The organism is Protofrankia sp. Cas8 (assembly GCF_963555845.1).
Lineage (GTDB): Bacteria > Actinomycetota > Actinomycetes > Frankiales > Frankiaceae > Protofrankia.
Genome location: NZ_CAUVXI010000068.1, coordinates 1 through 24,428, shown reverse-complemented (window position 1 = coordinate 24,428; position 24,428 = coordinate 1). Strand labels below are relative to the sequence as shown.

The window sequence follows — 24,428 nt, the reverse complement described above, 5'->3', positions numbered from 1 at the left end:
ACGCCCACCGGTTCGCCTTCGCGGTCCCACAGGTGATCGTCGAGACCGTTCCCGGCACGGTGCAGGCGCGAGCCGTCTCCAACCACCCGCTGCGCCCCGGCGAACAGGAGACCGTGGCCTGGACGGCCTACGACGCGGCTGACGGCGTCGACTACGGCTGGGCCCCGTACACCCGCCGGCCCACCAACGCACCGGTCTTCGGCCCGCCCGAGATCTTCGACATGCCGGTCAAGGCGGCGGAAAGGATGCCCGGAGTCCGCCTGCTCCGCCTTCTGACGGGCGCATGAAACCCTCGTAGCGTTCGCACGGATGGTTCCCGCATAGTGGCTCGGCGTCGCCGGTTGGGCCGGCGCACGTGGCGCCTGTCAGAGGTGGGCGGCTCTCCCGTTGCGCCGAGACGGGCGGCATGCATCCGAAGATCAGCCGCCGCTGCTGCTCGTCACGTCGGATCTGGCGCTGCCGGCGGCTTAATCTAGTCGGTGGCCGACGCCGGTGGGCGGTCTGCGGCAGGAGCTCTGGCGCGCCCGCGCTGCCAGTCGCCGATCCGTTGAACACTGGGAAGGAGAGCCGCTGTGACTGGAGTGGTGGCCGACTCTGTCGCGGGCAGCGAGGCGTCGCGGGGGACAAGGCGGTTCACCGCCTCGCTCACCGTGGACGGGCAGGGACGCACGCACGTACCGATCCCCTTCGATCCCGACGAGGTCTGGGGTCACAAGCCCCGCCACCACGTCACTGGAGTCATCGACGGGTGCCGGTTCCGCGGTGTCGTTGACGGCACGGGGCGTGTCGTTGTGCTCGGGCCGGCGTGGAACTCGCGTCGCACCTCTTCAGAACGGCTGGCCGATGTGGTGATCGAAGCGGAGGGTCCGCAACGCCATAGCCTCGCGCCTGACGTCGCGGCGGCGCTGGAGGCTTCGCCAGCGGCTGGTGCCTTCTTCGACTCGCTCGCGCAGTTCTACCGTAAGGGGTACCTGACCTGGATCGACGCGACAAGGCGTCGTCCCGACCAACGTCCGGTCCGTATCGCGGAGATGGTCCGTCTCCTGGAGGAAGACAAGAAAGAGCGCCCAAGACCCAGAGATGCGGGGCGCCGACTCGTTCGGGACGAAAAGCTTTCCTGATGGGAACCTGAAACGTCGCCCGGTCCAGCCGGCGCTGGGGTTGCTGGTCTCTCATGAGGCCTGCGGCACTGCGTAAAATGATCGGCGTGAAGGTCGTCTACAGGATCACGTATCCGAACGGAAAGATCTACATCGGGAAGGACCTGACCGGCACACTCACGTACTTCGGGAGCGTAGACGGTCGCCGGGTGGAACAGGACTTTACGCCGGAGCAACGCCGAGACTTCACGGTCAGGAAAGAGATTCTGTGGGAGTCCGATACGGCGACCGACGCAGAGGTGAGCCGAGTCGAGGTTGCCTACATCCGGTCGCTGAGAGCGAATGACCCCCAGGTTGGCTACAATCGGTGGCCACGCTTCGTCCCCTCGAAGCGGGAGATGGCGATCAGCCAAGCCGGAAAAGGCACTTCGCTCAGATCTTGATGAGTGGCTCGGGTGCGAAGTCGTCGGTCGTGGGTGGCCAGAGCTGCGCACTCGCGGTGGGCGGTCACCGCGCTGATCGAGTCCAAGGGCCCGCGTCACTATCAGACAGTCGATCACCGTCGCGGCCTACCACATGCTCGACTGCGACGAGCCCTGCCGGATCTCAGTACCAACTACATCGCCGGACGCCGCGACCCCGTCCACACGAAGAGTAGATCGGCGAGTTTATGGCGGCGCCGACCATGACGATAAATTCCGCCGCTCCCGGTGTAGGAGGTCAGCAGCGGATCACCCTATATCATGAGCTACGGCGATCAGGACGGGACTGGGCGGAGTGATGCCTATCGGCCACGCGGTTCACTCTCGTCGCAGGTCGGCGGTGGCTCTCGTTGAACGCTTATCAGAAGATCTTGCAAGACCGATACCAGCGGATCAGGTCGACGATGATCGGCCGTCAACTGAAGAGTCATCGCGGTAACCCGGCCAAGGTTCATTGTGATCTTCTGCTGATCTTCCGGGTGGCCGGGCACAGGCACGTCCATCGCGGTCCCGTACCGTGCTGACATCACAATTTGCGTGATGTAGGGGATGGTCAATCCGGAGTAGATCAACATCTCGGCCCATAGTTCTGGCTTCTCTCCGGTCGCCGCTTCCCACAGCTGTACGGCCTTGACGCAGAACGAGATCGACGTGAGCATCGTTTCAAATTGATCATCTTGGCAGCGTTGTTCCAGTAGGCCCGTCTGATTCTCGAATGTGTCGTCGTCGCCGAGTAGGAACATGGTAAGCGTTCCGGCGAATGCCTTCGCGTTTAGGGGATCGACGAAGCCGTCCAGGAGTTGCGCTACTGATCGGCCCGCAGCGAGCGACACTGGATCATCGCCTACGCCGCTGAAGTCTTGGAGCCGGATTCGGTTCAACCGCCATCCATGGGTCCCAAGCACAGAAGCTCTCGCTTCGGCAGATGCTTGCCGTAACAGCCACCATAGATCTTTCGGTCCCAAGTCCTCGTCATCGGAACCTGACCCCCGCCTGCCCTCCACGAACCAGCCGCAGGTAGTCCGGTGAAAGTCTTATGTCTCCTACGGACGGCGGGCCAAGAGCTGTGCCTGCCGGCCGCGTTCTTCGTCCACCGGTGCTCGCACCAGCTGGGCGACCTCGACAAGCCCCGCCTGCCTCACCAACCCCGCGAGGTGGTCAGGCGGCCAGCGGTAGGCGCGTGTCACCCGATGGTCGTAGGCATGCACCCCGGCCGCGGACTCGTCTGTAGCCAGGAAACCGAGCAGCAGGTGGCCGCCAGGCGCCAGGACGCGGTGGACCTCGGCGAGGATGGCGGGGATGTCGGCGGGCGCGGTGTGGATGAGCGAGTAGCGGCAGAGGACACCGTCGAGCGTGCGGTCCGGCAGATCCAGCGCGGTCATCGTGCCCACATCGAACCGCAACCCTGGATAGGAGCTTCGTGCCAGGGCGACCATCGCCGCCGACAGATCCACACCGAACACGTCCAGCCCCAACCTGTGCAGGTAGGCCGTTGCATAGCCGGGCCCACAGCCAAGGTCCGCGACCGGACCGGCAAGATCGCGCACGATGTCGGCGAACGCGACCAGCAGCGCACGCTCCAACGGCTGGCGGTCGAGAACGTCAGCGAAACGCTCGGCATAGACCTCGGCCACGCCGTCGTACGCCGCCGCGACAGTAGCCAGATAGCTCGGGGCAGGCTCGGCCATGGCCGATCACCATACCCACCCAGCCACACCCCCTGCCCCTCAGCACCCAGCCACCGAAGACGATCGCAGGATCATCGGCCAGCACGCCCCAGCAACGGCGGAGCGGTAGGCCACTCGATCATCGACCCTGCCAAACAACGCGGCTGGAACCCTGCCATCTACCGGGGCCGGTCACATCATGGCGGCAAGATTCTTACCTGTCGAGCATTCATATCAACTTCCTCGCGGAGAGACGCGAGGGCCGCCACTACCAGTGCACTGAGCCCGGCAACGTCGTTGTGAACAAGCCGCCATGCTCGCATGTTGGGCCAGGATCGCGTGGCGCCATGAAGATCGCGAGCAAACTTGAGGCGTACCTGGGCAGGGGTCTTGCGAGTGAATGGACCATAGACTGCATAGCAGGTCCATGATTCCATTCCCCAGCCGTCGCATTTAAAGTCACCGTGCTTTCCTACCGGCCTTACTTCGGCGAAGTCATCGCCGTCAACGGCCTTCATGACCTGTTGAAACAAGCGTTGGAAACCTTCACCGGACTCCTGCCCGACCAACTCCTTGAAACGCAGTTCGCCCCATAGTTGCTCGACCCAGTCCGGCAGATCCACAACCGTTCCTCTCGACGCCCCGAAACCTTCGCTGCTAACGACTATAGGACGATGAGCTGTATTAGCCGCATCGGCGGCAAAACGATGGGCAACTCGTCCGAGAGGCGGCCAGAGGGTCGTCCAGCCGAGCCAACCGGCCTATACTGAGCCGGACGCTACCTCGATCAGCGGTCCGGTCTGGGCCCTCGGACAGCCGGGGCACGGATCGGAACGATCTTTAGTCCAGCTGCGGACGGGCACTAAGCGCTGCCGGTTGGCGCATCTGCGGCGCCAAGGATTCGGCGGCGGGGATGGGCGGCGGTGTAGCCAGGCCAGGTGAGCAACATCGTGGGGGGCTTCCGCAGCCGGTGTGAATAAATCTGTAGGTTCTCGTCTCTCATGTCCACCGGTGATGCCATGAGCTGATCGTTCATGTTCTTCTCGTCGAACTGTCCGGGCACGGTTCTCGCCGATCTGTCATTTCCCGCGCGGTCGGACCTTGCGTCAGGCGTCGATGCGGGCTGTTGGTGGTTGTCAGAACCTGCCCCGGTGGTGGCCGACGACGGCTACCCGTTCCCGGCCATGGGGGCATGCTGCGGGGTCAATGGCTGGAATCCGGACGTGGGGCTCAGCGCGGACCTGGGTCTCCGGGTTCCTGAGCGGGTTGACCAGCTGCGGGGGCAGGACGCCATGCGCGCCCTAACCCGGCGTTGAGGGCTCGGCAGCATCGCCTTACGGTCGAACTGTGATCCTGCCCAAGGACCGCGACTCCCGGTTCATCACCCTTCGCCGCGGGGGGACGCTCGTGGATTCCGACCATCGGCTCCTGGCTCTGTGGGCGGCGGTGTGCGCGGAGCACGTTCGGCACCTCTTCGAGTCGGTGCAGCCCGCGGACCCCCGGCCCCGTCAGGCGATCGAGCAGATTCGGGCATGGGCGCGCGGCGAGATCAGGATGTCGCAGTCCCGCGCGGCGGGCGGCCATGCCATGGCTGCGGCAAGGGTGTTGAGCGGAGCGGCTCGTCACGCGGCATTCGCCGCCGGTCAGGCTGGGGTGGTGGCGCATGTCCCTGCTCACGAGCTGGGTGCGGCGGCCTACGCGATCAAGGCTGTGCGTGCGGGGGCGCCGGTAGGTGAGGCTGAGAGCGTCGGCCGATTTGAGTGCCGTTGGCAGCGTGAGCAGCTCCCGGATGCGATTCGCGAGCTCGTGTTGGACGACCAGCGGTTGCGCAACGAGATCTGCTGGTCGGTCTTCGACTGTTGACGGCGCTGCGATCGTCGTGGCCGCGTAGCCGGGCCGACCGAGAAGGGGCATCTTGGGTCGGCCGGTGGCATGGCAGTGGTGGCCGTGCTGCTGCGGCCGGATTTGGCTGTCGGTGGGCTGGTCCTCGGCTGGTAGGGCGGCGTTGCAGTTCGGGCGGAACTGGTAGACCGTCCGGCCCGGCATGCCCGTCGACCCACGCGACGATGAGCCGCTCGCGCTGCGCGACATCCACCTGGAGGTTGGGCGCGCCGGCGGTGGCGCCGGGCGACGAACCGGCGGCAGAGCCGGCAGGCCGTCGGGAAGCCGCCAGGTTAGGCGCCGTGGCGACGGCCACGGGCGGCGTAGCTGCGTAGCGCCCGCAGGAAGTCGATCTCGCGGAACGCGGGCCAGTACGCCTCGCAGAAGTACAGCTCGGAGTAGGCGCTCTGCCAGAGCAGGAAGTTCGACATGCGCTGCTCGCCGCTGGTGCGGATGACCAGGTCGGGGTCGGGCTGGCCGGCCGTGTAGAGGTGGCGGGCGACGTCTTCGGCGGTGAGGGTCTCGGCCAGGTCGGCCAGCGAGCCGCCCGTCTCGGCCTGCTCGTGCAGGAGGGCCCGGAACGCGTCGACGACCTCCTGCCGGCCGCCGTACCCCACGGCGAGGGTGACGTGTGCCCCTGTCGAGCAGGATCGGGTGACCTCTTCGGCGTTCTTGAGTGCGCGGGCGGTGCTGTCCGGCAGCGCGTCGAGTAGCCCGGCGATGTGCATCTGCCACGCCGGATCGGGAGTCGCGATCTTGTCGGAGACAACCTGCTCGATGACCCGCATGAGGAAGGCGATCTCGGCATCGTCGCGGTGGGCGAGGTTCTCGGTGGAGCAGACGAAGACGGTCACGTGCTTGATCCCGGCCGCCTCGCACCACGACAGCACGTCCTCGACATGGTCGGCGCCGAACTTGTGGCCGAGGCTGGGATTGGCCATCCCCATCTGGCGGGCCCAGCGCCGGTTGCCGTCCATGATCAGGCCGACGTGCCCCGGTAGCTCGGCTCCCTTGAGCGACGCGCGGAGCCGACGGGAGTACACGGTGTAGGCAAGATCGCGTATTGGCACAGCCTGAATCTATGCCCGCCTGTCCACCGGTCCCAGTCCCGCCGGTCCCGGCCCTCCGGGTTCAGTTCCCGCGGTGCTACCCGGGTCGGGACGGTGGGACAGTGGGTGCGTCCGGAGCCCGCTGCTGTCGACCGCCACCGTCTTCGTTGGCGGCTCCCCTGTCGGGACCGCGCAGCTCTGGGACGTGGCGACCGAAGCCCCGCGCGCCACTCTCGCGCACAGCAACGCGATGTGGGGGGTGTGGGGGATAGCGTTCTCCCCGGACGGGAGACTGCTGGCCACCGTCTCCGGCCAGACCGCGCAGCTCTGGGACGTCGCGACCGGCACGCCGCACGCCACGCTCAGCGGCCACACCGACAGCGTCACCTCGGCGACGTTCTCCCCGGACGGGACGCTGCTCGCCACGATCTCCAACGACAGAACCGCGCGGCTGTGGGACATTCGCGCCGGGACCGCGCGCGCTACCCTCTCCGGCCACGACGATACCGTCAAGCGCGGGGCGTTCTCCCCGGACGGGACGCTCTTCGCCACCACCTCGACCGATGAGACCGCGCGCCTGTGGGACGTCGCTACCGGCACAGCGCGTGCCACCCTGACCGGCCACACCCGCACCGTGTCCTGGGGAGCGTTTTCCCCAGACGGGTCCGTGTTCGCCACCACCTCCCATGACGGGACCGCGCGGCTGTGGGACGTTGCGACCGGGATCGCGCGTGCCACCCTCACCGGCCACACCAGCTTCGTCAGCTGGGGGGCGTTCGCGCCAGACAGCAAGCTGCTCGCCACCGCCTCCTTCGACGAGACCGCACGGCTATGGACAGCGGGCAGAAGCAACTAACTTCCACGGCTGGAGTGAGTCCCGCCCGGCCTACCGGAACCGCGATCCAGCGAAAAGGTGCCAGCTCGCCTGAGACGCCGAACCATAGCAAGCACGACATACAAGGCATATGGACCACTCGCGCGCCAGACCGGCTGAGAACCGGCAGGTCCGTCGAGGACTGATAGGAAAGCGCCGTGATCAGGTGGAACAGACAGCTGAGAGCGGACAGCCTTCTCACCAATCTGTCCCACGGGACAGATCGGGGACATCATCTGCGAGAAATGGTCGTGTCCGATGAGAACCTACATAAATCTCAGTTTCCTGGACGTGTCGCTCCGAAGAAGTCGTCACCTGTCCAGCGATAGGGTGCGATCTTGATGACTTGACCGTCGCCGGGAGCGGTGATCATCTGGCCGCCGCCGATGTAGATCGCGACGTGGTGGATGTTGGTTGCGGTGCCGTAGTAGAGAAGATCGCCGACGATCAGGGGTTGGCCTGGCGGGACGACGGTGGGGCCGGCGTCGTATTGGGTTTGGGCGGTGCGTGGCAAATCTATTCCGGCGGCCTGGTATGCGGCCCGGGTCAGGCCGGAACAGTCGAATCCGCCTTCCTGGGGGCTGTCTCCTCCCCAGAGATACGGGATGCCGAGCTGGCCTTGGGCGTAGTTGACCGCGGCGAGAGCGGCGTTGCCGGGTGTGACGTCCGCGCCGATACCGATGCCGGATGTGTATTGTGCTGCTTGGGTGAGAACCTCCGATACATACCATTCCGCATGGTTATAGGCGTATGCGGCGTCGTGGAGGTTGGTGGCGGCGCCGGAGTCGCAGAGGTACGCCGCGGCGGCGAAGACCGCGTCGTGCGGGTTATATGGCGAGGGTGGTGTGGCCCCGCCGGCGGGCAGCGGATGCCGGGCGACAACAAGCTCAAAAGTCGTGGGCAGGAACTGCATCGGCCCTGCGGCGCCTGCATAGTTTGCCCCATTATATACCCCTGGGAGAGTGCTGCGACCGTGGTCGGTTTCGATTTTGCCGATCGCGGCCAGTGTGCTCCAGTTCAATCCGGGGCAGGTGGCGGCGGCCTCGACGTACAGGGTCAGGTAGTCGGACGGGATGTCGGTCAGCGCGGTCTGGCTGGGCTGGCCGCCGCCGCCGCCGAGGAGCGAGCCGGGGACCAGCAGGCGGTGCAGGACGGCACCGGCGGCGGCGGCGATCAGCGCGATGATCAAGGCGAGGGCGGCGATGGCCGCCGCTGCGCTTTTGGCCGTGGCCGTTCACTCCTCGTGGGGGGTGGGCGGCATGGGCGCGGGGGGACGCAGGCCTCTGCCGGGCGGTGTCGTACCGGCCGGTCGGGCCGGGCTGGCGGCCGGCCGTGGGAGGTGGGGCCAGGCGCGGGGCAGCTCGCCGACGGCGAGCCGGCCCGCGCGGGCCGGTGGCAGCGGGAGCCAGCGGGTGCGGGTGGGGTCGAGGGGGTCGGCCGGGGTGAGGGTGGCGGCGGTGGTGGCGACCGGTACCGTGGCGGGCTGGTCGAGCCCGTCCAGGGCGGCGGTGAGGGCGCCCCGCGCGCTGGCCTCCCGTTGCGCGGACGGGAACCAGATCAGGACCGGGGTGGTGATGCCGGTGGCGGCGGCGAGCCGATGGTAGTCGCCGATCTTCAGGGCGAGGCGGGTGAGGGGTTCGGTGCCGTAGTCGAGTTCGAGGAACCATTCGATCTCGCCATCTGTGTCGTGCGGGCGCCAGCGGCCGTAGGCGTCGGGGCGGGCGATGTCCCCGAAGGCGCGCAGGCAGCGGGTTTCTGACCACCAGGCGGTGAGCGTGCCGGCGGGGTGGGGCCCGCGGGCGTGGGCGACGAGGCTGGTGAAGAGGCCGTTGACGGCGACGGTGTGGGCCAGGCGCAGGGAGTGGGCGATCGCGATGGCTCGTTCGTGGCGGTAGCCGGTCTCGCGCGGGTCGATGCCGTCCTCGGCGGCAAGGACGGTGGCGCCGGCGACGTCGAGGACGTAGTGCGCGGGTGCCCGCCCGGTCCCGAGGGGCAGCAGGGGCTGGAAGCGGTCGAGGACCCGCCAGCGGTAGAGCTCCAGCAACCGCTGGTTCGCGGCGCGCCGGGTCGGCCAGGCCAGCTCGACGAGCTGGTGGGTGGTCAGGACCCGGTGTTCGTACAGGAGGCGGGCGATCCACCGATCGCGGGCGGAGAGCCGGCGGGCGAGGAAGAGCTGGTGGTCGGGATCGGCGACGACCCGGGCGGCGGGCCGCAACGGTGCGCGCAGGGCACGTTGCGGCGGCGGATTAGTGATCACCGTTTGCTCCCTGGAGTCGGCCGGGCACAGGTACGAGCGCGGGATGTGCGGCGGCGGCGGGTTTGGTCAGGCCGCCCGCCGCGGGTCGGGTGGGCGGCTCGCTGTCGGGGCTGGGGCCGGCGGGGGGGTCGCGGCCGGCAGTGTTGTGCGGCGGCGGACGGCCTGGCGGATCTGGCGGGCCCGGCCGGGAATCGGGGCGGGGAGCTTCTCCGTGACGGCGGTGAACGCCGGGGCTTCCTCGCCGGCGATGACGACCCGGGCTGCTACGTGGAAGGCGCCGAGGTGGGACAGGTCGTGTTCGGACAGGCGTGGTTCGGTGTGGCGGGCGAGCCGTTTCGCGTCGGCGGGGCTCATGGTGAAATACACTTTGTTGCGGGCGTTGGCGCCGATGCTTTCTTCCAGATGCCGGGGCAGCTGGGTCAGGTTCTGATGGGCCAAGATGATTCCCAGCCGGTAGCCGCGGGCGGCGGCGAGCATGTCCTCCAACGCGTACGGCAGGGTCAGAAAATTGTGCGCCTCGTCCAGATACAAACTCGCGTCGGGGCGTTTGCCCTGGGCGATACGGGCGCGCCGGGTGGCGGCCTGCCAGACAGCGGACACGACGATCGAGCCCATCAGCGCGGCGGTTTCGACGCCGAGGGCGTCCTGGGCGATGCGGACCAGGCACACCCCGCCGTCGTTGAGGACCGCGTCCATGTCGATGGTGGACGGTCCGGCGGCGATCGCGGCCCGCACGAATGGCCGGAGGAGAAAACCCCGCAGTTTGTTCATCAGCGGGGCGACGGCGTTCGCCCGCGCGCCTTCGGAGAGGTTCTCATACCAGGTCCAGAAGCCTTGCAGGATGTCGTCGTCGATGGCGTCGAGGGCGCGGTGGCGAAACGCCACCGAGCTGAGGAGTTTCGGCAGGTCGGTGAGGACCGGGGCGCCGGGCTGCGCGGCGAGGGTCAGCAGGCCGGCGCGGAAGATGTCTTCGGTGCGGGGCCCCCAGGAGTCGGCGTAGACCCGGGAGAAGATGCTGACCAGGTTGTCGACGGCGCGGCCTCGGTCGGGCTGGTCCAGCGGGTTCAGACACGGTGGCCGGCCGGCCGATTCGGCGTCGAACAGCACCAGCCGGTCGACGGCGTCGAGCGGGAGCCGGGACAGGATGTCGACGACCTGGTCGCCTTTGGGATCGACGTTGACGACGGCCCGGCCGGCCTCAACGTCATCTAAGGTCATCCGGGCCATCAGCTCGGATTTGCCGGCGCCGGTGGCGCCGAGGATGTGCACATGATGGCGGGCGTCGGGTACCCGCAGGCCGATCGGGCGGGGATGACCGGAGTCGGACAGGCCGAGGGGTTTGACGTCCGGGCCGCGGCCGGCGACGCCAGGCGGTGGGGCGACGGCCTTCGCGCCGGCGCGTTGCAGGCCCGGGACGGCCTCGTCGACCGGCAGGTGGGCGACGGCGCCGAGTTCGGCGATCGAGAGCAGATCGCCGCGGCCGAACCGGCGGGCGGCCAGGACGGGCAGCGGCCGGCGCAGCCGGGCGCGGCGGTAGTAGTTGTGCTCGCCGTACGCCGCGAACGCGCTGGCGATCGCGTGCGCCCGGCCGCGGAGCTGGCCGCCGACCCGCTCTGTGGTGTCCGGGTCGGTGTCGTCGGGCAGGATCGCCGCGACGGCGTAGCGGACCCGGACCTCGAACTGTGCGCCGCGCTGTTTGGTGACGATGACCCGGTCCTCCGCGGCGTGGGCGAGCGACGTCTGCTGGTCGGGTTTCGGGGTGGTGGAGCGGCTGGGACGGGACCGGCCGGTGCGGGGGGTCAGCAGGTCGAGCAGCGCCCCGGCCGGGTGCGGGGAGCCGCCGGCCCGCAGCCGTCGGGCGGCACGGCGGGCTCTGGCGACGCGGCGGCCGGTGACCGGGCGGGCCAGGATCTGCACCGCGGCCCGCTGGGTGCGGGCCAGCCCGCCGGGGGCGCCGAGCAGGGCGCGGATCGGGTCGGCGTCGTGGTCGACCCGGATCGGGAGCGCCTCCGGCCGGGCCAGGCGTAGTTCGCCGCCGCCGGCGGCGAGCAGCCGCCGGCCGGGACGGGCGAGGGTGGGTAGCGGGGTTCGGGCGGGGGTGGTGCGGGTGTGCGCGCCGGGCCAGGCGGCCTCCACCGCGCGTTCGACAAACCCTTCGGGCACCACCCCGGGTACCCAGATCTGGATGCGGACCCCGTCAGCGTCGAACAGGTATTCCCAGGCCAGATGCGGCTGGCCGACCAGCCGGCGGCGCCAGGTCGGGCGGAGCAGGCCGACCAGGTTCGACCACAGGACGGTTGCGCCGGCCGGGTCCACCGTGGGTGGGGCGAGCACGGTCACGAGCCGGGCACCGGACTGCAGACGCTGCTGGTAGCGGTGTTGCAGCCGCCGGCGGACCGTCAGCACGCTGACGGCGGCGACCACCAGCAGGGAGCCGGCGACCGGCCCCCACGTCAGCGCCCATCCCTGCAGGTGGTGGACAACCAGGTGCACCACCGCCCCGGGGTCCCGCAGATAGGTACCGACCGGCGACGCTGGCGGCGTGGACGTTGCCGGCAGCGACGACAGGACAACGCGCATGCGCATGCCTTCCCATGAAAACGGGCGGGCGGAATACGATCAGGGACAGGCAGGACGTCAGACGACATCGAGATAGACGTGGCCGTCCGGGTCCTCACGCGTGCCGGAATCATCCGACGCGGCGAGGTCAAAGAAGGCGCTGTCGTCGTCCACGCCGTCCTGCAGTTGCGCGGCGAGTTCCGCCGGGTTCGTGGTCACCAGGCGGTGTTCCACCGGTGAGGCGATCGCCTGGAAGGCGACCCGTTGGGTTCCGGCCACGAGTAGGCCTTGGCCCCGGTCCGCGGACAGCAGGAATTGCCGTTCGCCCTGGGAGAGGTCGAAGACCTGGGTGATTTCGTCGATCGCCTGGGGTGCTTGGCGTAGCAGCAGTTGGGTGGCGGCGTTGGTGACGATCGCCTTTCCCAGGTCGGTTCCCAGGACGTCGGCGGTGTCCTGGGTCGCGACGGTGAGGCCGGCCCAGTATTTCCGGGATGATTTCGCCATCCGGAACAGGAAGTCGGCGCCGGCGGGTTGTTTCATCAGCAGCCAGGCTTCGTCCACGACGACGAGACGGGGCCGGCGGTCGGCGGGGTTGGACACCGTTCTCCACACCGCGTCCAGGACCAGCAAGGTGCCGATCGGTTTGAGTTCCTCGGCGAGGTCACGCAGCGAGTAGACGACGAGATGGCCGTCGGTCTTTCCGCTGGACGGGCCGGCGAACAGGCCGGAGAACGCCCCGGCCACATACGGGTGCAACCGGGCGGCCAGATCGCGGCCGGCCGGATCGGTGGAGCCGGCGAGGGTGGCGGCGAGATCGGCCAGGTGCGGTGCCGGCCGGGTCCAGCTGCCCGGGTCCGAGCTGATACCGGCACCGCGGTAGGTGGCGGTGAGCCCGCTGTCGAGGGCGGCGCGTTCGGCGGCCGTGAGCGACCCGACCAGCACGGCGATCACGGTGTGCAGGAACAGGGAGCGGCGGACGAGGGCGTCGCGGGGCGCGGTCCGCCGGCCGTCGGGTCCGGTCTGGATCGGCAGGTCGAACGGGTTGATCCGGACGCCGTCGGCGCCGAGGTGCACGTAGCGGGCGCCGACCGCGGCGGCGAGGCGGGCGTATTCGTCCTCGGGGTCCACGACGTGGATCTCGATGCCCCGGTACAGGCTGCGCAGCAGTTCCAGTTTGACCAGGTAGGACTTTCCGGCGCCGGAGCGGCCGAGGATCACCGAGTTGTGGTTGTCGACGGTGCCGAACCGGTCCCAGTGCACCAGCCCCTGGGAGCCGATGTTGAGTCCGTAGAGCACCCCGGAGGGGGCGACCGAGGTCGGGTCGGTGGGGGGTAGGTCCGGTGAGGTGAACGGGAACGCGGCGGACAGCGCGGCGGTGTCGAACGTGCGACGCATCCGTACGAGATCCAACCCCATGGGCAGGGTGGTGACCCAGCCTTGGAGGGCGCGGTAGGTGGTGGGTTTGGCGTCGAGTAGGAGGCTGGCGGTCAGGGCGCGGACCGCGGCGACCTCGTCGGCGAGTGCGTCTTGGCTGGCGGCGTGCACCGTCAGGTACAGGCCAAGGCGGTAGAGCTTGCCTTCGCCGCGGGCAACCCGCGCGGACAGGTCGTAGGCGTCCTCGGTGGCGGCCTCGACGTGGGGGTCGAGGAGTCGGCCCTTGTCGTCGCCGACGCGGCGGCCGGATTCGAGTTTCGCGAGCTGTTTTTTCAGCCGGTTCGCGGCGGTGACCGGGTCGATCGGTTCGGCGTGGACGGCGACGTCGACCCGGCCCGGGTAGGTCAGCAGCGGTTGGAGCCAGCCGGCGTGGACCTCGCGGGGGTAGCCGGTGATGGCCATGGTGGCGACGTAGTCGCCGCCGACATCGAGATGCCGCGCGGCGATGGTCAGTGCGTCGGGGACGAACGCCGCCGCCGCGGTGTCGACCGGGTCGGTCGCGGACCGCCGGGTCGAGGGTGGTGTGGTGGCGCGTCGCGTGCGTCGCATGAGCGGATTTCCCTTCTCGCTACAGCTCGTCGTCCCAGCCGTCGGCACCGTCGTCGGTCAGATCCCGCGGGGTGGGGGTGCGTCGGCGGTGGCCGGGCTCGGCCGGCGTCTCCCACCGGCCGGTGTCGTCGGTCTGGCCGTCCCAGCCCGTGTCGGCCTCGGAGGCGCCGTAGTCGACGTCGGCGGTGATGACCTCGTCGGGGGCGGCCAGCGCGGAGGGTGGGAGCAGGCCGGCCGGGTTGCAGGCGGCGGCGAGCACGCTGGTCGCCGTCCCGGCGTCGAGCGGGGTGACCACGATCCCGGCGGGGGCGAGCAGGTCGGTGGCTTCGGCGAGTCGGCGGGCGAGCCGGGTGTGCGCGGCGCGCCGGGTGGCGTCCCCGACGCGGCGGGCGTCCCGGACCGCGGCCCGGCGGCTGGACAGCGCGGCGAGCGGGGAGGCGCCGCCGAGCCCGTCGGTGGGTCCGGCGGCGACCAGCGGTTCCCGCAGGATCAGCAGCACCTGGCGGGCCAGCAGCTCCAGGTCGGTGGCGAGCTGGGCGAGGTAGGCGGCGTGTTCCCGGGCCGCAGCCTCCAGCGCTGGGTGGGGTAGCTGGCCGGCATGGGCCTGGAGGTCGTGGATCTGCCCGGAGAGGTCCGCCGGCATCGCCCGGATGAGGATCTGCACCGGTGCGGTCAGGCTGTGCAGGTAGCGGGCGAACACGGCGACCAGCGCGTCCTGCTCGCCCGGCGTGCGCAACGCGAAGTTCACCGTGCTGGCGACCGCGATGACCGCGAGGCCGTCGCCGCCGAGGTCGATCACCCCGACACCGGCGTGCGGGGTGATGGTGCGGGCGGGTAGGCGCAGCGGCGCCACCGCCCCGTCCGGTTCGCGGTCGGGTGCCTGGCCGGTGGCGCGGGCGGCCAGCCATGCCGGCGGTGGCATGATCCCTTCCGGTGCGCTGATCCGATGCCGCGGGCTGGTGCGCTGGCGGAGCGCGGCCACCAGCAGCCGGTCCAGGGCCAGCCCGTCGCGTTGACCGAGCGCGAGCACGGCCGCGGTGACCGCGATCGGGACCGCGGCCACCGCGAACACCGGCAGCGGCACCAGCACCCGGGTCGCGCTCCAGGCGGCGTAGAGCGCGAGCCCGGTCAGGGCGAGGATCAGGAGCTGGCGAGCGGTCAGGTTGGCGATCAGACGGTCTTCGCGGTCGACGTCGGCGGGAATGCGTACCGGATGGGTCATGGCGTTGTCCTCACTGTCCGGGTTGGGAGGGGTGGGGGTGCGACCGGCGTGGCATCCCCGGCAGCAGGAGCTGCTGGTAGCGCGTCGCCGCCGGCCGCGGCGACGCGGTGGGACGGGACACCGGCGGGGGTGCGGGCACGGCCGGCCGGGACGGGTGGGACCTGCGGTGGAGTCCTTCCAGCGGGAGGGCGTACTGACCGGTCCGGTCCGGACGGATGCCCTGGTAGGGGTCGAACGGCAGCGCCAGCTGCCGTCCCCGCGGTCCGGCCGGGCGGGCGGCTGCCGGCCGGACGCCGCCGCCGCTGGTAGAAGAGCCGCGGCTGGTCCGCGTGCCGGCCCGCGGACGGATGTGGTCGACTTCGAACGGCAGCAGGTACTGGCCGTCCCGGTCGATCCAGGTGCCGCCCTCGGCGGGCAGGTACCGGCCGCCGGGGCCGACGGCCTGGTCGAACGGCAGGGCGAGCTGGCGATGGCCCGGCCGGCGCGGTGCGCCGCCGGCCGGCCGGGGCGGGCGGGGTACCCCTCGGGCCGGGCCGGGCCGGCGGACCCGTGGCACGCGGGTCAGTGGGAGCAGGAGCTGCCCGTTCGGGTCGGCCTCGACGTGGTCGTAGGGATCGGCCGGTCCGCCGCCGCCCGGTCGTCCACCACGACCGCCACGACCACCGCCGCCACGGCCGCCGCCCCAGCCGCCGCCGGTGGCGCGACCGCCCCGCCCGCCGGCGCGTCCCACGCCACGCCCGAACCGGCCGCCGCCGAGGACACCGAACGCATGGCCCATGACATAGGCCCGCACGACCCGGCCCAGCATGCCGCGACCGTTACCGATCCGGGCGGACTGCAACAGCCAAAACGGAATCTTGAAGAGTAGGTAGATCAGTGTGATCGAGGCCAGCAGGTTGACCAAGCCGTTGGGAGTCGGACCGAGCAGGGTGAATCCGCCGGGGGTGAAGAACACCCGAAAGGCCGCGATCAGCACGAACGACTGGGCAATCTGAATGGCGAGCAGCGCGCCGAACGCCCGCCACCACCACCGCGCCACCCCGTCGGTCTGCGGCAGCGCGTGTCCGGCCAGCAGCAGCGGGGCGGCGCCCACCAACGCGACGAGGATCGTGACGCGGGCGATGTAGGTGCACAGCAGCGCGACCAGGGAGCCGGCGAGGAACAGCCCGAGGACGATCAGATACAGGTCCTTGTCGTAGCCGCCCGGAGTTGGGATGACCGCGGCGAGGATGACGTCGCGAAGCTGGTGGGATGCGGCGTCGGGGTCCACGCCCTGCCCGAGGATCGCGGCGGGCAGCGGATTCACCAGCTCGATCGCTTTGCCGGCCAGCAGCTGGGAGAGACCGGCGGCCAGGAAACCGAGGGGAATACGGGGCGCGATGTCCTTGAGGGACGTGCGGGTCTGCACCGACCCGAAGGCCATGACCGTGACGCCACCGATCATGATGAGGAGGCTGTAGGCGGCGACGGTGATCTCCCACGAGGTCGACCACAACTGGCCGATAGCGGGGATATCGGAGGGTTTCGGGGTTGTGAGCAGCGTCCGGCCCAGGAGATCCAACAGCGGGTTGAGCGCGGCGGTCACCAGACCACGGAAGAAACTGTTGATCGCGTCGGTGATGCCCCGGGTGATCCACCCGATCGGCCCGCCGCCACCCCCGCCGCCGGTGCCCGGGACAGTTGGGGCGGCCGGGGTGGTCGGGGCGTTCGGTGGCGACGGGGTGGCCGGACGGGGAATGCAGTCCCGTGCACCGGTCGCACAGGGGTCGGCGGAGCCTCCGTCGCCGGTACCTGATCCACCGGTGCCCGATCCGCCGGTACCTGTCGGTGGGCCATCGGGAGGCGCGGACGTGTCTGATCCGTCCATACCGGGTGGTGCGCTGCCGGGAAACGTCGGCGTGGACGGTGTGGTGCCCCTTCCGGGGGGTACCGGGGGCGGACCGGGTTGCGGGTTCGGCGTGGGTCCGGTCGTAGTCGCCGGCGCCGACGGGGCCGGGGCGGGTACAGGTGTAGCGGAGGCGAGCGCCGGGCACCCGAGGAGCAGCAGGACGACGAACGCCGCCGTCCCGACGAGCCGCCACAGCCGACCGCGACGGAGACGCTCCCGACGGCGGGTCTGTGTGGGCCCGCGGCGGAGATGGGGGTTCCGGTTTGCGCAGCGGTGCCGGCGGCGTCGCGGGACGGCGACATTCATGATCGCTAATTCCCCACGATGGTCTTGAGGGCATCGACGGCGATGGGAGCGAGCGCGGCCAGCCCGTAGCCCCAGCCGGCATTCTTGAACGCGTCCTTGGCCTTGCCGACCTCGCCTGGATCACCCCCGGACATGAGGTAACGCAGGCCCCCGACGGTGAGGAAGACGGTGCCCAGACCGGCGAGAATCCCCATGATCCAGTTGCGGATGTTGTCGAGAACGGCGTTCACGTCCGGTGCGAGCGCGACCACCTCGTGGGCGGGCGCGGCCAGCGCCGCCGAGCCGCCGGCGAGCACGAAGACGCCCACGGCCGCCGTGACGAACACGGCCCGGCGGCGGACAGGGCGGCGCGCCGTGGGCCGGACCGGCGTCGGCCCGGTGGACGCGCCGATGTCGGCGCGGGTGGGTCGCCGTGGCGTCAGCCGCATGCCGTCACGGCCACGAGCGCCGGGAACGAGCCGCGCCGCGCCGGCCGCCCCGCAGCCGCGGTGGTCACCGAACGTGATCGGCTCGGGGGTGGGGGAATGCTGGCGGTGGGGGATCCGGCCGTCGGCGGGCGCCGTCCGGCGGCCTGTGTGGCACCGGTGAGGTAGGCGAGGAGCCGGTCCTCGGCGTGGGTGCGCAGGGTGTAGGCGGCGCGTGGCGGGATGGCATGGCGGGCGGCCCAGGAGCGGACCGGGACCGCGTCGAGCCGTGTGGCGGCGATCAGGTCGGCTTCGGTCGGGCTCAGGACCCGTGCGGTGACCGCGTCGGCCAGGACCTGGTCCGGACTCGCCGAGGCGACCGTGTCCGCGGTGCGGGCGGCGAACAGGTCCGGGTCCGGATGCGGCGCGTCCAGGGACTGCGTCAGGATCGCGAGTCCGGACCGGTAGGCGGCCCACCGCAGCCGGACGATGATCCGTGGTAGGTCCAGGCGGGCGGTGGCCAGCGCGGCGAGGAATCCGGTCAGGACCTCGGCGTGCACGTCGGCGGGGTCGGTGGGGCTGTGTGCCGACAGCCGGGCCGCGACGGCGGCCAGTGCCGGCAGGGCCATGCCGGCGCAGCCCACCGTCCACGCCCCGCCCTGCGCGCGGGACCGGCGGATCACCTGGGCCCAGGCGGCGTCACGGGTGGCCGGCAGGCAGCGCACGGCCATCAGCCGGTCGCGTAGCTCGTCTAGCGGCAGCATCCGGTCGGGTAGGCCCGGCAGCACCGCGCCGTTCACGGCGAGGGGTGCCGGGCCGGCGACGAGAAGCGCGAAGCAGTTCCGCACGATGTCCAACGGCCACATTCCCGTCTCCGGGACGGCCGTAGGGGAAGAAAAGGAGCGGGGTTTGTCGGGCATGGTGGGTGTCCTTTGCGGTGTCGCGGGATGCGGACACGTCCAAGGACGCCATACAGATGCCAGCAAAAAGCCAGAATGATCTGCCCACCAACCCGGATCGATCACGGTGGCAGGACGCCACAGCGCGCTGGCGCGACGCTGGCACACCAGAAACGATCAGCGCGGGTCGTCGTGCCACCACGGCATCCCCCGCTGCCACCGACCCGGTGACCTGCGATGCTGGGAACACGGTGGCACCTCACCCAGCGGCCCACACCCCGGTGCCACCACGACGCGGCCCCGCCTCGGTGGCACCGGCAAGAAAAATCACGGAAAAATTTCCGGGGATTCCTCCGTGTCTCCGCCACCGGAATGCCAGCACGGGATGCCTCTTTCCTACTAGACCGATGCCACTATTGTGCTGGCAGCTGCCACCACGAAAAATCTTGAAAAATTTTGGGGTCCGCCGGTAAAACGGCCATCCTGAACCGGTCTCTTCTTATAGCAGCGATTGACGTCGCGAACACAGGGAGAGACCTGCTGTGACCGAACCCTCTTATCAGTCGGACGGCTACATCAGCGCGTTCCCGCGGTGGCCAACGACCGTGTGGCCGTGCCCGCCGCCCCACCCCGCCGGTCCCGCCGAGCAGACGTACGCCCGCTGGCTTCTGGCCGCGGTGGAGCAGCTTGTCACCGGCTACACCCGGCCCGGTGACCCTGTTCTGCTGCTGTCCGTTCCGGGCCGGGACGGCGTGGCCGCGTACGGGCTGGACAGCGCCGGGGACCTGCTGAGCGAGGCCGTCTGGAGCGTGGCCCGGCTCGGGCGTGCGGTCCGTTCCCGGCCCGCGCCGGCCGTCGCAGTGGACGGCGGGCGATCCCGCCGTGGGTCGGAGTCCGGACCCGGACCCGGACCCGGACCCGGACCGATGCTGGATCCAGCTGACGGCGATCCCGGACCGGACTGGACGCCGGCTGGTGATCCTGGATCGGACTGGACGGCAGTCGGCGATTCCGGACCGGACCGGACGCGGGCCGGTGACGCCGGCCGTTTCGCGCTGGTCATCATCGCGGTCACGCCATCCGGGGCCGGCGGGGTCGACATGGATGGGCTCGCCGCTCTCCTCACCCCGACCGGCACCCTCGCCGTCATCACCAACAGTGACAGCCGTGGGGGGTGGTTGATAGATCCGACCGGTGAGCTCAGCGACGCCGCCAGCCACGCCGGGCTCGCACTCGTGGACCGGATCATCCTGCTGGAGATTCCCCTCGACGGGCCTGCCCCTCCCCCCGACCCACTCCCCGCGCGGATGGTCGCCGAGCGTGTGCATTCCGATTTGCTGCTGTTCATCACCGTCGCCGGCGCCCCACCGAGGCCCGATGGGGAGCGCCGATGATCTCCCCGCCGGAACCGATCTCGGGCGGCCGATGGCTGTCGGTGTGGCCCACCGGACAGGACACCGTCGCCGGCCAGCTCCCCGCCGGAACCACCGGCGGCGGGATGCCGTCGGCGGTCGCGGCACACGCCATCGCCGCCTACACCCACCCCGGCGCGATCGTCGTCGACCCCGACTGCGCGGGCGGCGTGGTGCTGGCCGAGGCGGTCCGGACGGGCCGGCACGCGATCGGGAGCACCACCGACCCGTCCCGGTGGGAGCTCGCGCGCGCCACCGTCACCGCGTCCAAGAGCCGTGGCGCGCCCGGCGACGGCATGGTCCTCGACCAGCTACCGCATGGGCGGTCCTGGATTGCCTGGCCGCTGGCGGACCTGGTCCTGACCATGATTCACCGACGGTCCGCGGCCGGATTCGGCGACATCCCAGCGGGCGAGCTGGGCCTGACCCGCCGCCGCCCGCCGCCGGACTGGCTGCACGCCCTGCTGGCCGCCTATCGGAACCTGGCCCGCGTCGAGGGACGGCTGGTCATCGTCACGCCTCCCGGGGTCGGCGGTATCCCACCGTCCGACCTGGCCAGCCAGGTCCTCACCGTCGGTCGCCGTGTGGGCCTCCTGCCGGTCGAACGCGCCGCCGCGCTCACCAGCCCCGTGCGCAACGGCGTCCTCGCGGTCACCCTCGACGCCGCGCGGACCCCGACCACCGGTCGGTCGCGCGCCCACCCCACCCATCTCGACGTGATCGTTTTCCGGCGGGTCGAAGCGGCCAGCCTGGGCCTGCGGCTGACCGGGCCGACGCCGTCCGCGATTACGGCACTGCGCCCGGCCGCGGGCGGCCACCGGCCGACGTGGCGGACCTACCACGCCGCGTAGATCCCCACCCTCGGCAGCCCCACGACCCTGTCCGCCCGGCGGGCATCCGACCCGCCCATCCTGGCTGGAGCCCTCGTGTCCGACCCGCACCCCACCCCGCCCGATCGTCACATGCCCGGTGGCACATCGTCGACAGCTCGGCGCTGGACGCATCCGTTCGCCCGTCGCCGCACCGAGCGCCAGGCCCGGATACTGGCCGACTACCACGCCCAGACCACCGAGCGGGCCCGGCAGGCGCAGATCGATCTGGTCCGCGCCGGCTACCACCTCGGCCCCGCACCGTACGGCTACCGCCCGCTGCACCTCCCCGTCGTCGACGAGGACGGCACCATCCGCCGCCGCACCTGCCTCGCCGTCGATCCGACGACCGCCGGCACCATTGTGGCGATCTTCCAGCTGCGGGTGACCGGACAGCTGGCGCCTGCGGCGATCGCCCGCCGGCTCGCCGACGAACCCGGCTGGTATCCCGCCCCCACCGATCCGACCACCGGTGATCGGCGGCCGTGGAGTGCCCATCTGGTCGGCCGCATCCTGGCGAACCCTGTGTACACCGGCACGACCGTCTGGGGACGCACCGCGGGCGGACGGCCCATGCCCCCCGACACATGGGTGATCTGCTCGTACGCCCACGAACCGATCATCGACGGGCGGATGTTCTTCCGCGCCCAACTGCTGGCCCCACCCGGCACCGGCGTGATCACCCCGGCGCTGCCGCCCTGGGAGTTCCCCGACGCCGCCGGACACGACGAAGGCAGCGACAGCGGGGGGCTGATCGCATGATTCCCCTCGCCCCTTACTCGGCCCGGCCCGAAATCGGCCTCGAACCGGGCGTCGACACCACGTACACCGGGTGGGAGGTTGCGCCATGACGGCCCACTCGCCGGACGACCGGGACAACGGTAGCCCGGAAAATGCCGGTGACGCCGCCGACGCATCCTCGCTTTCCGCCGAACGCCAGAACGTCGCACCGCAGGTGGAAGCGGAACGGATCGAAACCGTCCCGATGACCACAGCGCGGAGCCGAAAAAGGCGGCTTGACGAACGCTCATCCTTCGTGCGGCCCGCCACCCATCACACGAAAGAATCTGACATGCCGCGCCCATGTCCACGGCGACGGGTCGCGAACGGAACCCCGGAAGCCGCGACCGTCGCCGAGACCGCACCGGTGGCTATCTATCAATGGCGCGGTCCCGGCGAAGGGGAGCACCCCGCGTCCGCCCGGCAAGCCCGCATCCGCTCCTCCCTCGCTTCTCATCCCGCACGGTCTGACATACTTCGCATCACCGAAAGCACACCACACGCCTTCACACCGGCCCGGTTAATCGACGGCCTGACGGGAATCCGGCGCCACCGCCGGCAACGGGGTAAGCCGCCCCACTCTCCGTTCCAGGCCGCGACGTCATTGCGGAAGGAATCGAACGATGCCGCGCTCGACCGACGACGACGAACACCGGTCCTCCTCCATCGAAACGCAGGAGGACCGGCTGGTGCCCAAACCCCGGGCCGCACGGCGTGAGCGCCGGCAGCGGGGACGGGACGGACAGTCCAGCGCAGACGGCGTTGGACGTCCTCCGCACATTCGACCCGGGACTTATGCGTCAGGCCGCTGCCCTCCTGGGAGTCGACGCTGCCGATCCGGACACAGGTCTCGATCTTGCGGCAGTGAAGATCACCAGCATTGCGTGGCGGAACGGGCCGGTCGACGCCTGGCAGCGCCGTTCGCCGAGCCGCACGAGTAATGGCGAGATGCTACGTGCGGACGCGGCCACTACCCGACTCGCCCGCAGCCTCATGGGATCTCGTCCTCTCGATCGTCATCCCGGCCCCGAGGACGCAGGATCCGCGCACCGTCCGGGTTTGGTGTTCGCCGCTACCGGCGACGCCCTGTCGGACTCGGACCGCCGCCTTCCTGACGGCAGGCAGATGGCCGCGGTCGCGCCCCACCGCCGGCAGCTCAACCTGTACCGCCACCGGGTTCGGGGAGCGTGCCGACGCTGGACGGAGATGGCCGCCGAGATCGGTCCGGAACTGACCTTGCTGTTCCTGGCGTGCTGCGCCGCCGCGACGTTCCGTCAATGGTGGCTCGGTCTGGACCGACCCGGCATCGTCGACGACTTCATCGGTCGGCTGGGAACGGTGTCGGGCGCCGAGAGTCCGCGGACAGGCATGGACCGAAGCCAGTTGCGCCGTCTCCTGCTGGACGGCCCAGACCTGCTCGACGCGGATACGGCGAAACCCTGCGCCCGCGTCGGTCTCAGCTTCCGCACCAGCCCGCAGAGGTTCGCGGCATGATGACCAAAGGCGCCGCGGAACCCGGCGACCAGCCGAGAATCGGCGTACCAGACGAGCCACCGGCTATCACCCCTCTGATTGCCATTGCGCTTCTCCGCCTGATGCAAACTGTTCACGCTCGGCGCCTAGCCGCCGTGGAGCCCGGTGCACCCGACGGCGATGCCAAGGCAGCGGGTGAGAGAGAAAGGAAAGCAGCCTGATGGTGCCTTTCGCCTTCTCGGGTCGGGTGTCGACCGAGGACCAGCAAGACCCGGAGTCCTCACGCGGCTGGCAGATCACCCGTGCCCGGACCCTCATCGAACCGACAGGCGGTGAAATCGTCGCCGAATTCTTCGACACCGGGCAGTCGCGATCGGTACCCTGGCAGCGTCGCCCACAAGCCAACGCGCTCCTGACCGCATTGAAAGATCCCGACCGAGGCTTCGACGCGGTGGTGATCGGCGAACCGCAGCGGGCGTTCTACGGCAACCAGTTCGGCCTTGTCTTCCCGCTGTTCGTGCACTACGGGGTGCCGCTGTGGGTACCCGAAGTCGGCGGCCCAGTCGACCCGAACAACGAAGCCCACGACCTGATCATGTCCGTGTTCGGCGGCATGAGCAAAGGCGAACGCAACCGGATCAAGATCCGGGTCCGCGCCGCCATGGCCGCCCAAGCCGCCATGGAAGGCCGCTTCCTCGGCGGCCGGCCACCCTACGGCTACCAACTGGTCGACCTCGGCCCGCACCCGAACCCCTCCAAAGCCGCCGACGGCCGACGGCTGCACGGCCTCGCGCAGTGTGACGAGACCGCCCCGGTCATCGTGAGAATCTTCACCGAGTTCGTCGGCGGACGCGGCCTGTTCGCGATCGCGGAAGGGCTCACCCGCGACGGCATCCTGTGCCCCTCCGCGCACGACCCGGCCCGCAACCCCCACCGCAGCGGAGCGGCCTGGTCGAAAGGCGCGATCCGCGCGATCCTCACCAACCCCCGCTACACCGGCCGCCAAGTCTGGAACCGCCAACGCAAGGACGAAGTCCTCCTCGACGTCGACGACGTCGCCCTCGGCCACACGACCAAACTGCGGTGGAACACCACCGACAAATGGATCTGGTCGGACAACATCGTCCACCCGCCCATCGTCGACCCCGAGCTGTTCACCCATGCCCAGCAGCTGCTCGCCGGACGCGGCCGAGGACCCGGCGACCAGAAGACCCCCCGCACCCGACGGCCCTACGTGCTACGCGGCGCGTTCCACTGCGGGATCTGCGACCGCAAGATGCAGGGGCACTGGGTACGCGACGCCGCCTACTACCGCTGCCGCTA

General features: G+C 70.2%; 22 protein-coding genes and 1 pseudogene. 11 read left to right on the top strand and 12 right to left on the bottom strand.

The window, feature by feature from the left end:
* From U9977_RS12330 to U9977_RS12320, 3 genes and pseudogenes are all read left to right on the top strand, one after another.
* A pseudogene (locus U9977_RS12330) lies at window positions 1–287 on the top strand (hypothetical protein); the annotation flags it as partial.
* 285 nt (window positions 288–572) lie between these two features.
* Entirely contained in the window at window positions 573–1,121 is a 549-nt protein-coding gene (locus U9977_RS12325; RefSeq protein WP_322749374.1) for a YdeI/OmpD-associated family protein, read from the top strand.
* Window positions 1,122–1,207: 86 nt separating this feature from the next.
* Complete coding sequence (locus tag U9977_RS12320) at window positions 1,208–1,543, top strand: hypothetical protein (RefSeq protein WP_322749373.1); 336 nt, start codon at window positions 1,208–1,210, stop codon at window positions 1,541–1,543.
* A 341-nt stretch (window positions 1,544–1,884) separates the two neighbouring features.
* Here U9977_RS12320 and U9977_RS12315 read toward each other — a convergent pair whose 3' ends face one another.
* The 3 genes from U9977_RS12315 to U9977_RS12305 all read right to left on the bottom strand — a co-directional run bounded on the left by U9977_RS12315 (window position 1,885) and on the right by U9977_RS12305 (window position 3,872).
* Complete coding sequence (locus U9977_RS12315) at window positions 1,885–2,415, bottom strand: hypothetical protein (RefSeq protein ID WP_322749372.1); 531 nt, start codon at window positions 2,413–2,415, stop codon at window positions 1,885–1,887.
* A gap of 210 nt (window positions 2,416–2,625) precedes the next feature.
* Window positions 2,626–3,270: a class I SAM-dependent DNA methyltransferase gene (locus U9977_RS12310; RefSeq protein ID WP_322749371.1), complete on the bottom strand. Its 645-nt coding sequence runs from the start codon at window positions 3,268–3,270 to the stop codon at window positions 2,626–2,628.
* A 176-nt stretch (window positions 3,271–3,446) separates the two neighbouring features.
* The gene (locus U9977_RS12305; protein WP_322749370.1) at window positions 3,447–3,872 is read right to left on the bottom strand and encodes a hypothetical protein; all 426 of its coding nucleotides are present in this window, start codon (window positions 3,870–3,872) and stop codon (window positions 3,447–3,449) included.
* A gap of 411 nt (window positions 3,873–4,283) precedes the next feature.
* On the opposite strand from U9977_RS12305, the gene U9977_RS12300 reads away from it, so the two are divergent.
* Both U9977_RS12300 and U9977_RS12295 read left to right on the top strand, forming a co-directional pair.
* The gene (locus U9977_RS12300; protein WP_322749369.1) at window positions 4,284–4,565 is read left to right on the top strand and encodes a hypothetical protein; all 282 of its coding nucleotides are present in this window, start codon (window positions 4,284–4,286) and stop codon (window positions 4,563–4,565) included.
* A gap of 31 nt (window positions 4,566–4,596) precedes the next feature.
* Window positions 4,597–5,112, top strand: a complete 516-nt coding sequence (locus U9977_RS12295) for a putative immunity protein (RefSeq protein ID WP_322749368.1) — start codon at window positions 4,597–4,599, stop codon at window positions 5,110–5,112.
* 311 nt (window positions 5,113–5,423) lie between these two features.
* On the opposite strand, the gene uppS is transcribed toward U9977_RS12295, so the two are convergent.
* Window positions 5,424–6,200: a polyprenyl diphosphate synthase gene (gene uppS, locus U9977_RS12290; RefSeq protein WP_322749367.1), complete on the bottom strand. Its 777-nt coding sequence runs from the start codon at window positions 6,198–6,200 to the stop codon at window positions 5,424–5,426.
* Between the two features lie 184 nt (window positions 6,201–6,384).
* On the opposite strand from uppS, the gene U9977_RS12285 reads away from it, so the two are divergent.
* Window positions 6,385–7,035, top strand: coding sequence for a WD40 repeat domain-containing protein (locus U9977_RS12285; RefSeq protein WP_322749366.1), 651 nt, complete (start codon window positions 6,385–6,387; stop codon window positions 7,033–7,035).
* Window positions 7,036–7,330: 295 nt separating this feature from the next.
* Here the strand turns inward: U9977_RS12285 and U9977_RS12280 are convergent, their stop codons facing one another.
* The 8 genes from U9977_RS12280 to U9977_RS12245 form a co-directional block, all read right to left on the bottom strand.
* Complete coding sequence (locus U9977_RS12280) at window positions 7,331–8,242, bottom strand: bifunctional lytic transglycosylase/C40 family peptidase (protein ID WP_322749365.1); 912 nt, start codon at window positions 8,240–8,242, stop codon at window positions 7,331–7,333.
* 45 nt (window positions 8,243–8,287) lie between these two features.
* Window positions 8,288–9,310, bottom strand: coding sequence for a replication-relaxation family protein (locus U9977_RS12275; RefSeq protein ID WP_322749364.1), 1,023 nt, complete (start codon window positions 9,308–9,310; stop codon window positions 8,288–8,290).
* Between the two features lie 66 nt (window positions 9,311–9,376).
* Window positions 9,377–11,890 carry a TraM recognition domain-containing protein gene (locus U9977_RS12270; RefSeq protein ID WP_322749363.1) on the bottom strand — a complete coding sequence of 838 codons (2,514 nt, stop codon included), beginning with the start codon at window positions 11,888–11,890 and terminating at the stop codon, window positions 9,377–9,379.
* 57 nt (window positions 11,891–11,947) lie between these two features.
* Complete coding sequence (locus tag U9977_RS12265) at window positions 11,948–13,852, bottom strand: VirB4 family type IV secretion system protein (protein WP_322749362.1); 1,905 nt, start codon at window positions 13,850–13,852, stop codon at window positions 11,948–11,950.
* Between the two features lie 19 nt (window positions 13,853–13,871).
* Window positions 13,872–15,074 carry a PrgI family protein gene (locus U9977_RS12260; protein WP_322749361.1) on the bottom strand — a complete coding sequence of 401 codons (1,203 nt, stop codon included), beginning with the start codon at window positions 15,072–15,074 and terminating at the stop codon, window positions 13,872–13,874.
* A gap of 10 nt (window positions 15,075–15,084) precedes the next feature.
* The gene (locus U9977_RS12255; RefSeq protein WP_322749360.1) at window positions 15,085–16,941 is read right to left on the bottom strand and encodes a hypothetical protein; all 1,857 of its coding nucleotides are present in this window, start codon (window positions 16,939–16,941) and stop codon (window positions 15,085–15,087) included.
* Between the two features lie 332 nt (window positions 16,942–17,273).
* Complete coding sequence (locus tag U9977_RS12250; protein ID WP_322749359.1) at window positions 17,274–17,696, bottom strand: pilin; 423 nt, start codon at window positions 17,694–17,696, stop codon at window positions 17,274–17,276.
* Window positions 17,687–18,592, bottom strand: coding sequence for a hypothetical protein (locus U9977_RS12245; RefSeq protein ID WP_322749358.1), 906 nt, complete (start codon window positions 18,590–18,592; stop codon window positions 17,687–17,689). The genes U9977_RS12250 and U9977_RS12245 overlap by 10 nt, the downstream gene beginning before the upstream one ends.
* Before the next feature lie 521 nt (window positions 18,593–19,113).
* On the opposite strand from U9977_RS12245, the gene U9977_RS12240 reads away from it, so the two are divergent.
* From U9977_RS12240 to U9977_RS12220, 5 genes are all read left to right on the top strand, one after another.
* Window positions 19,114–19,965 (top strand): hypothetical protein, encoded by an 852-nt coding sequence (locus U9977_RS12240; RefSeq protein WP_322749357.1) that lies wholly within the window; start codon window positions 19,114–19,116, stop codon window positions 19,963–19,965.
* Window positions 19,962–20,834, top strand: a complete 873-nt coding sequence (locus tag U9977_RS12235; RefSeq protein ID WP_322749356.1) for an SAM-dependent methyltransferase — start codon at window positions 19,962–19,964, stop codon at window positions 20,832–20,834. Before U9977_RS12240 ends, U9977_RS12235 begins: the two co-directional genes overlap by 4 nt.
* A gap of 75 nt (window positions 20,835–20,909) precedes the next feature.
* On the top strand, window positions 20,910–21,614 hold the full coding sequence (locus tag U9977_RS12230) for a recombinase family protein (protein ID WP_322749355.1): 705 nt from the start codon (window positions 20,910–20,912) through the stop codon (window positions 21,612–21,614).
* Window positions 21,615–22,346: 732 nt separating this feature from the next.
* On the top strand, window positions 22,347–23,126 hold the full coding sequence (locus U9977_RS12225) for a hypothetical protein (RefSeq protein ID WP_322749354.1): 780 nt from the start codon (window positions 22,347–22,349) through the stop codon (window positions 23,124–23,126).
* Between the two features lie 199 nt (window positions 23,127–23,325).
* Window positions 23,326–24,428 (top strand): recombinase family protein (locus U9977_RS12220; protein WP_322749353.1); only part of this gene is annotated, 1,103 nt, incomplete at its 3' end.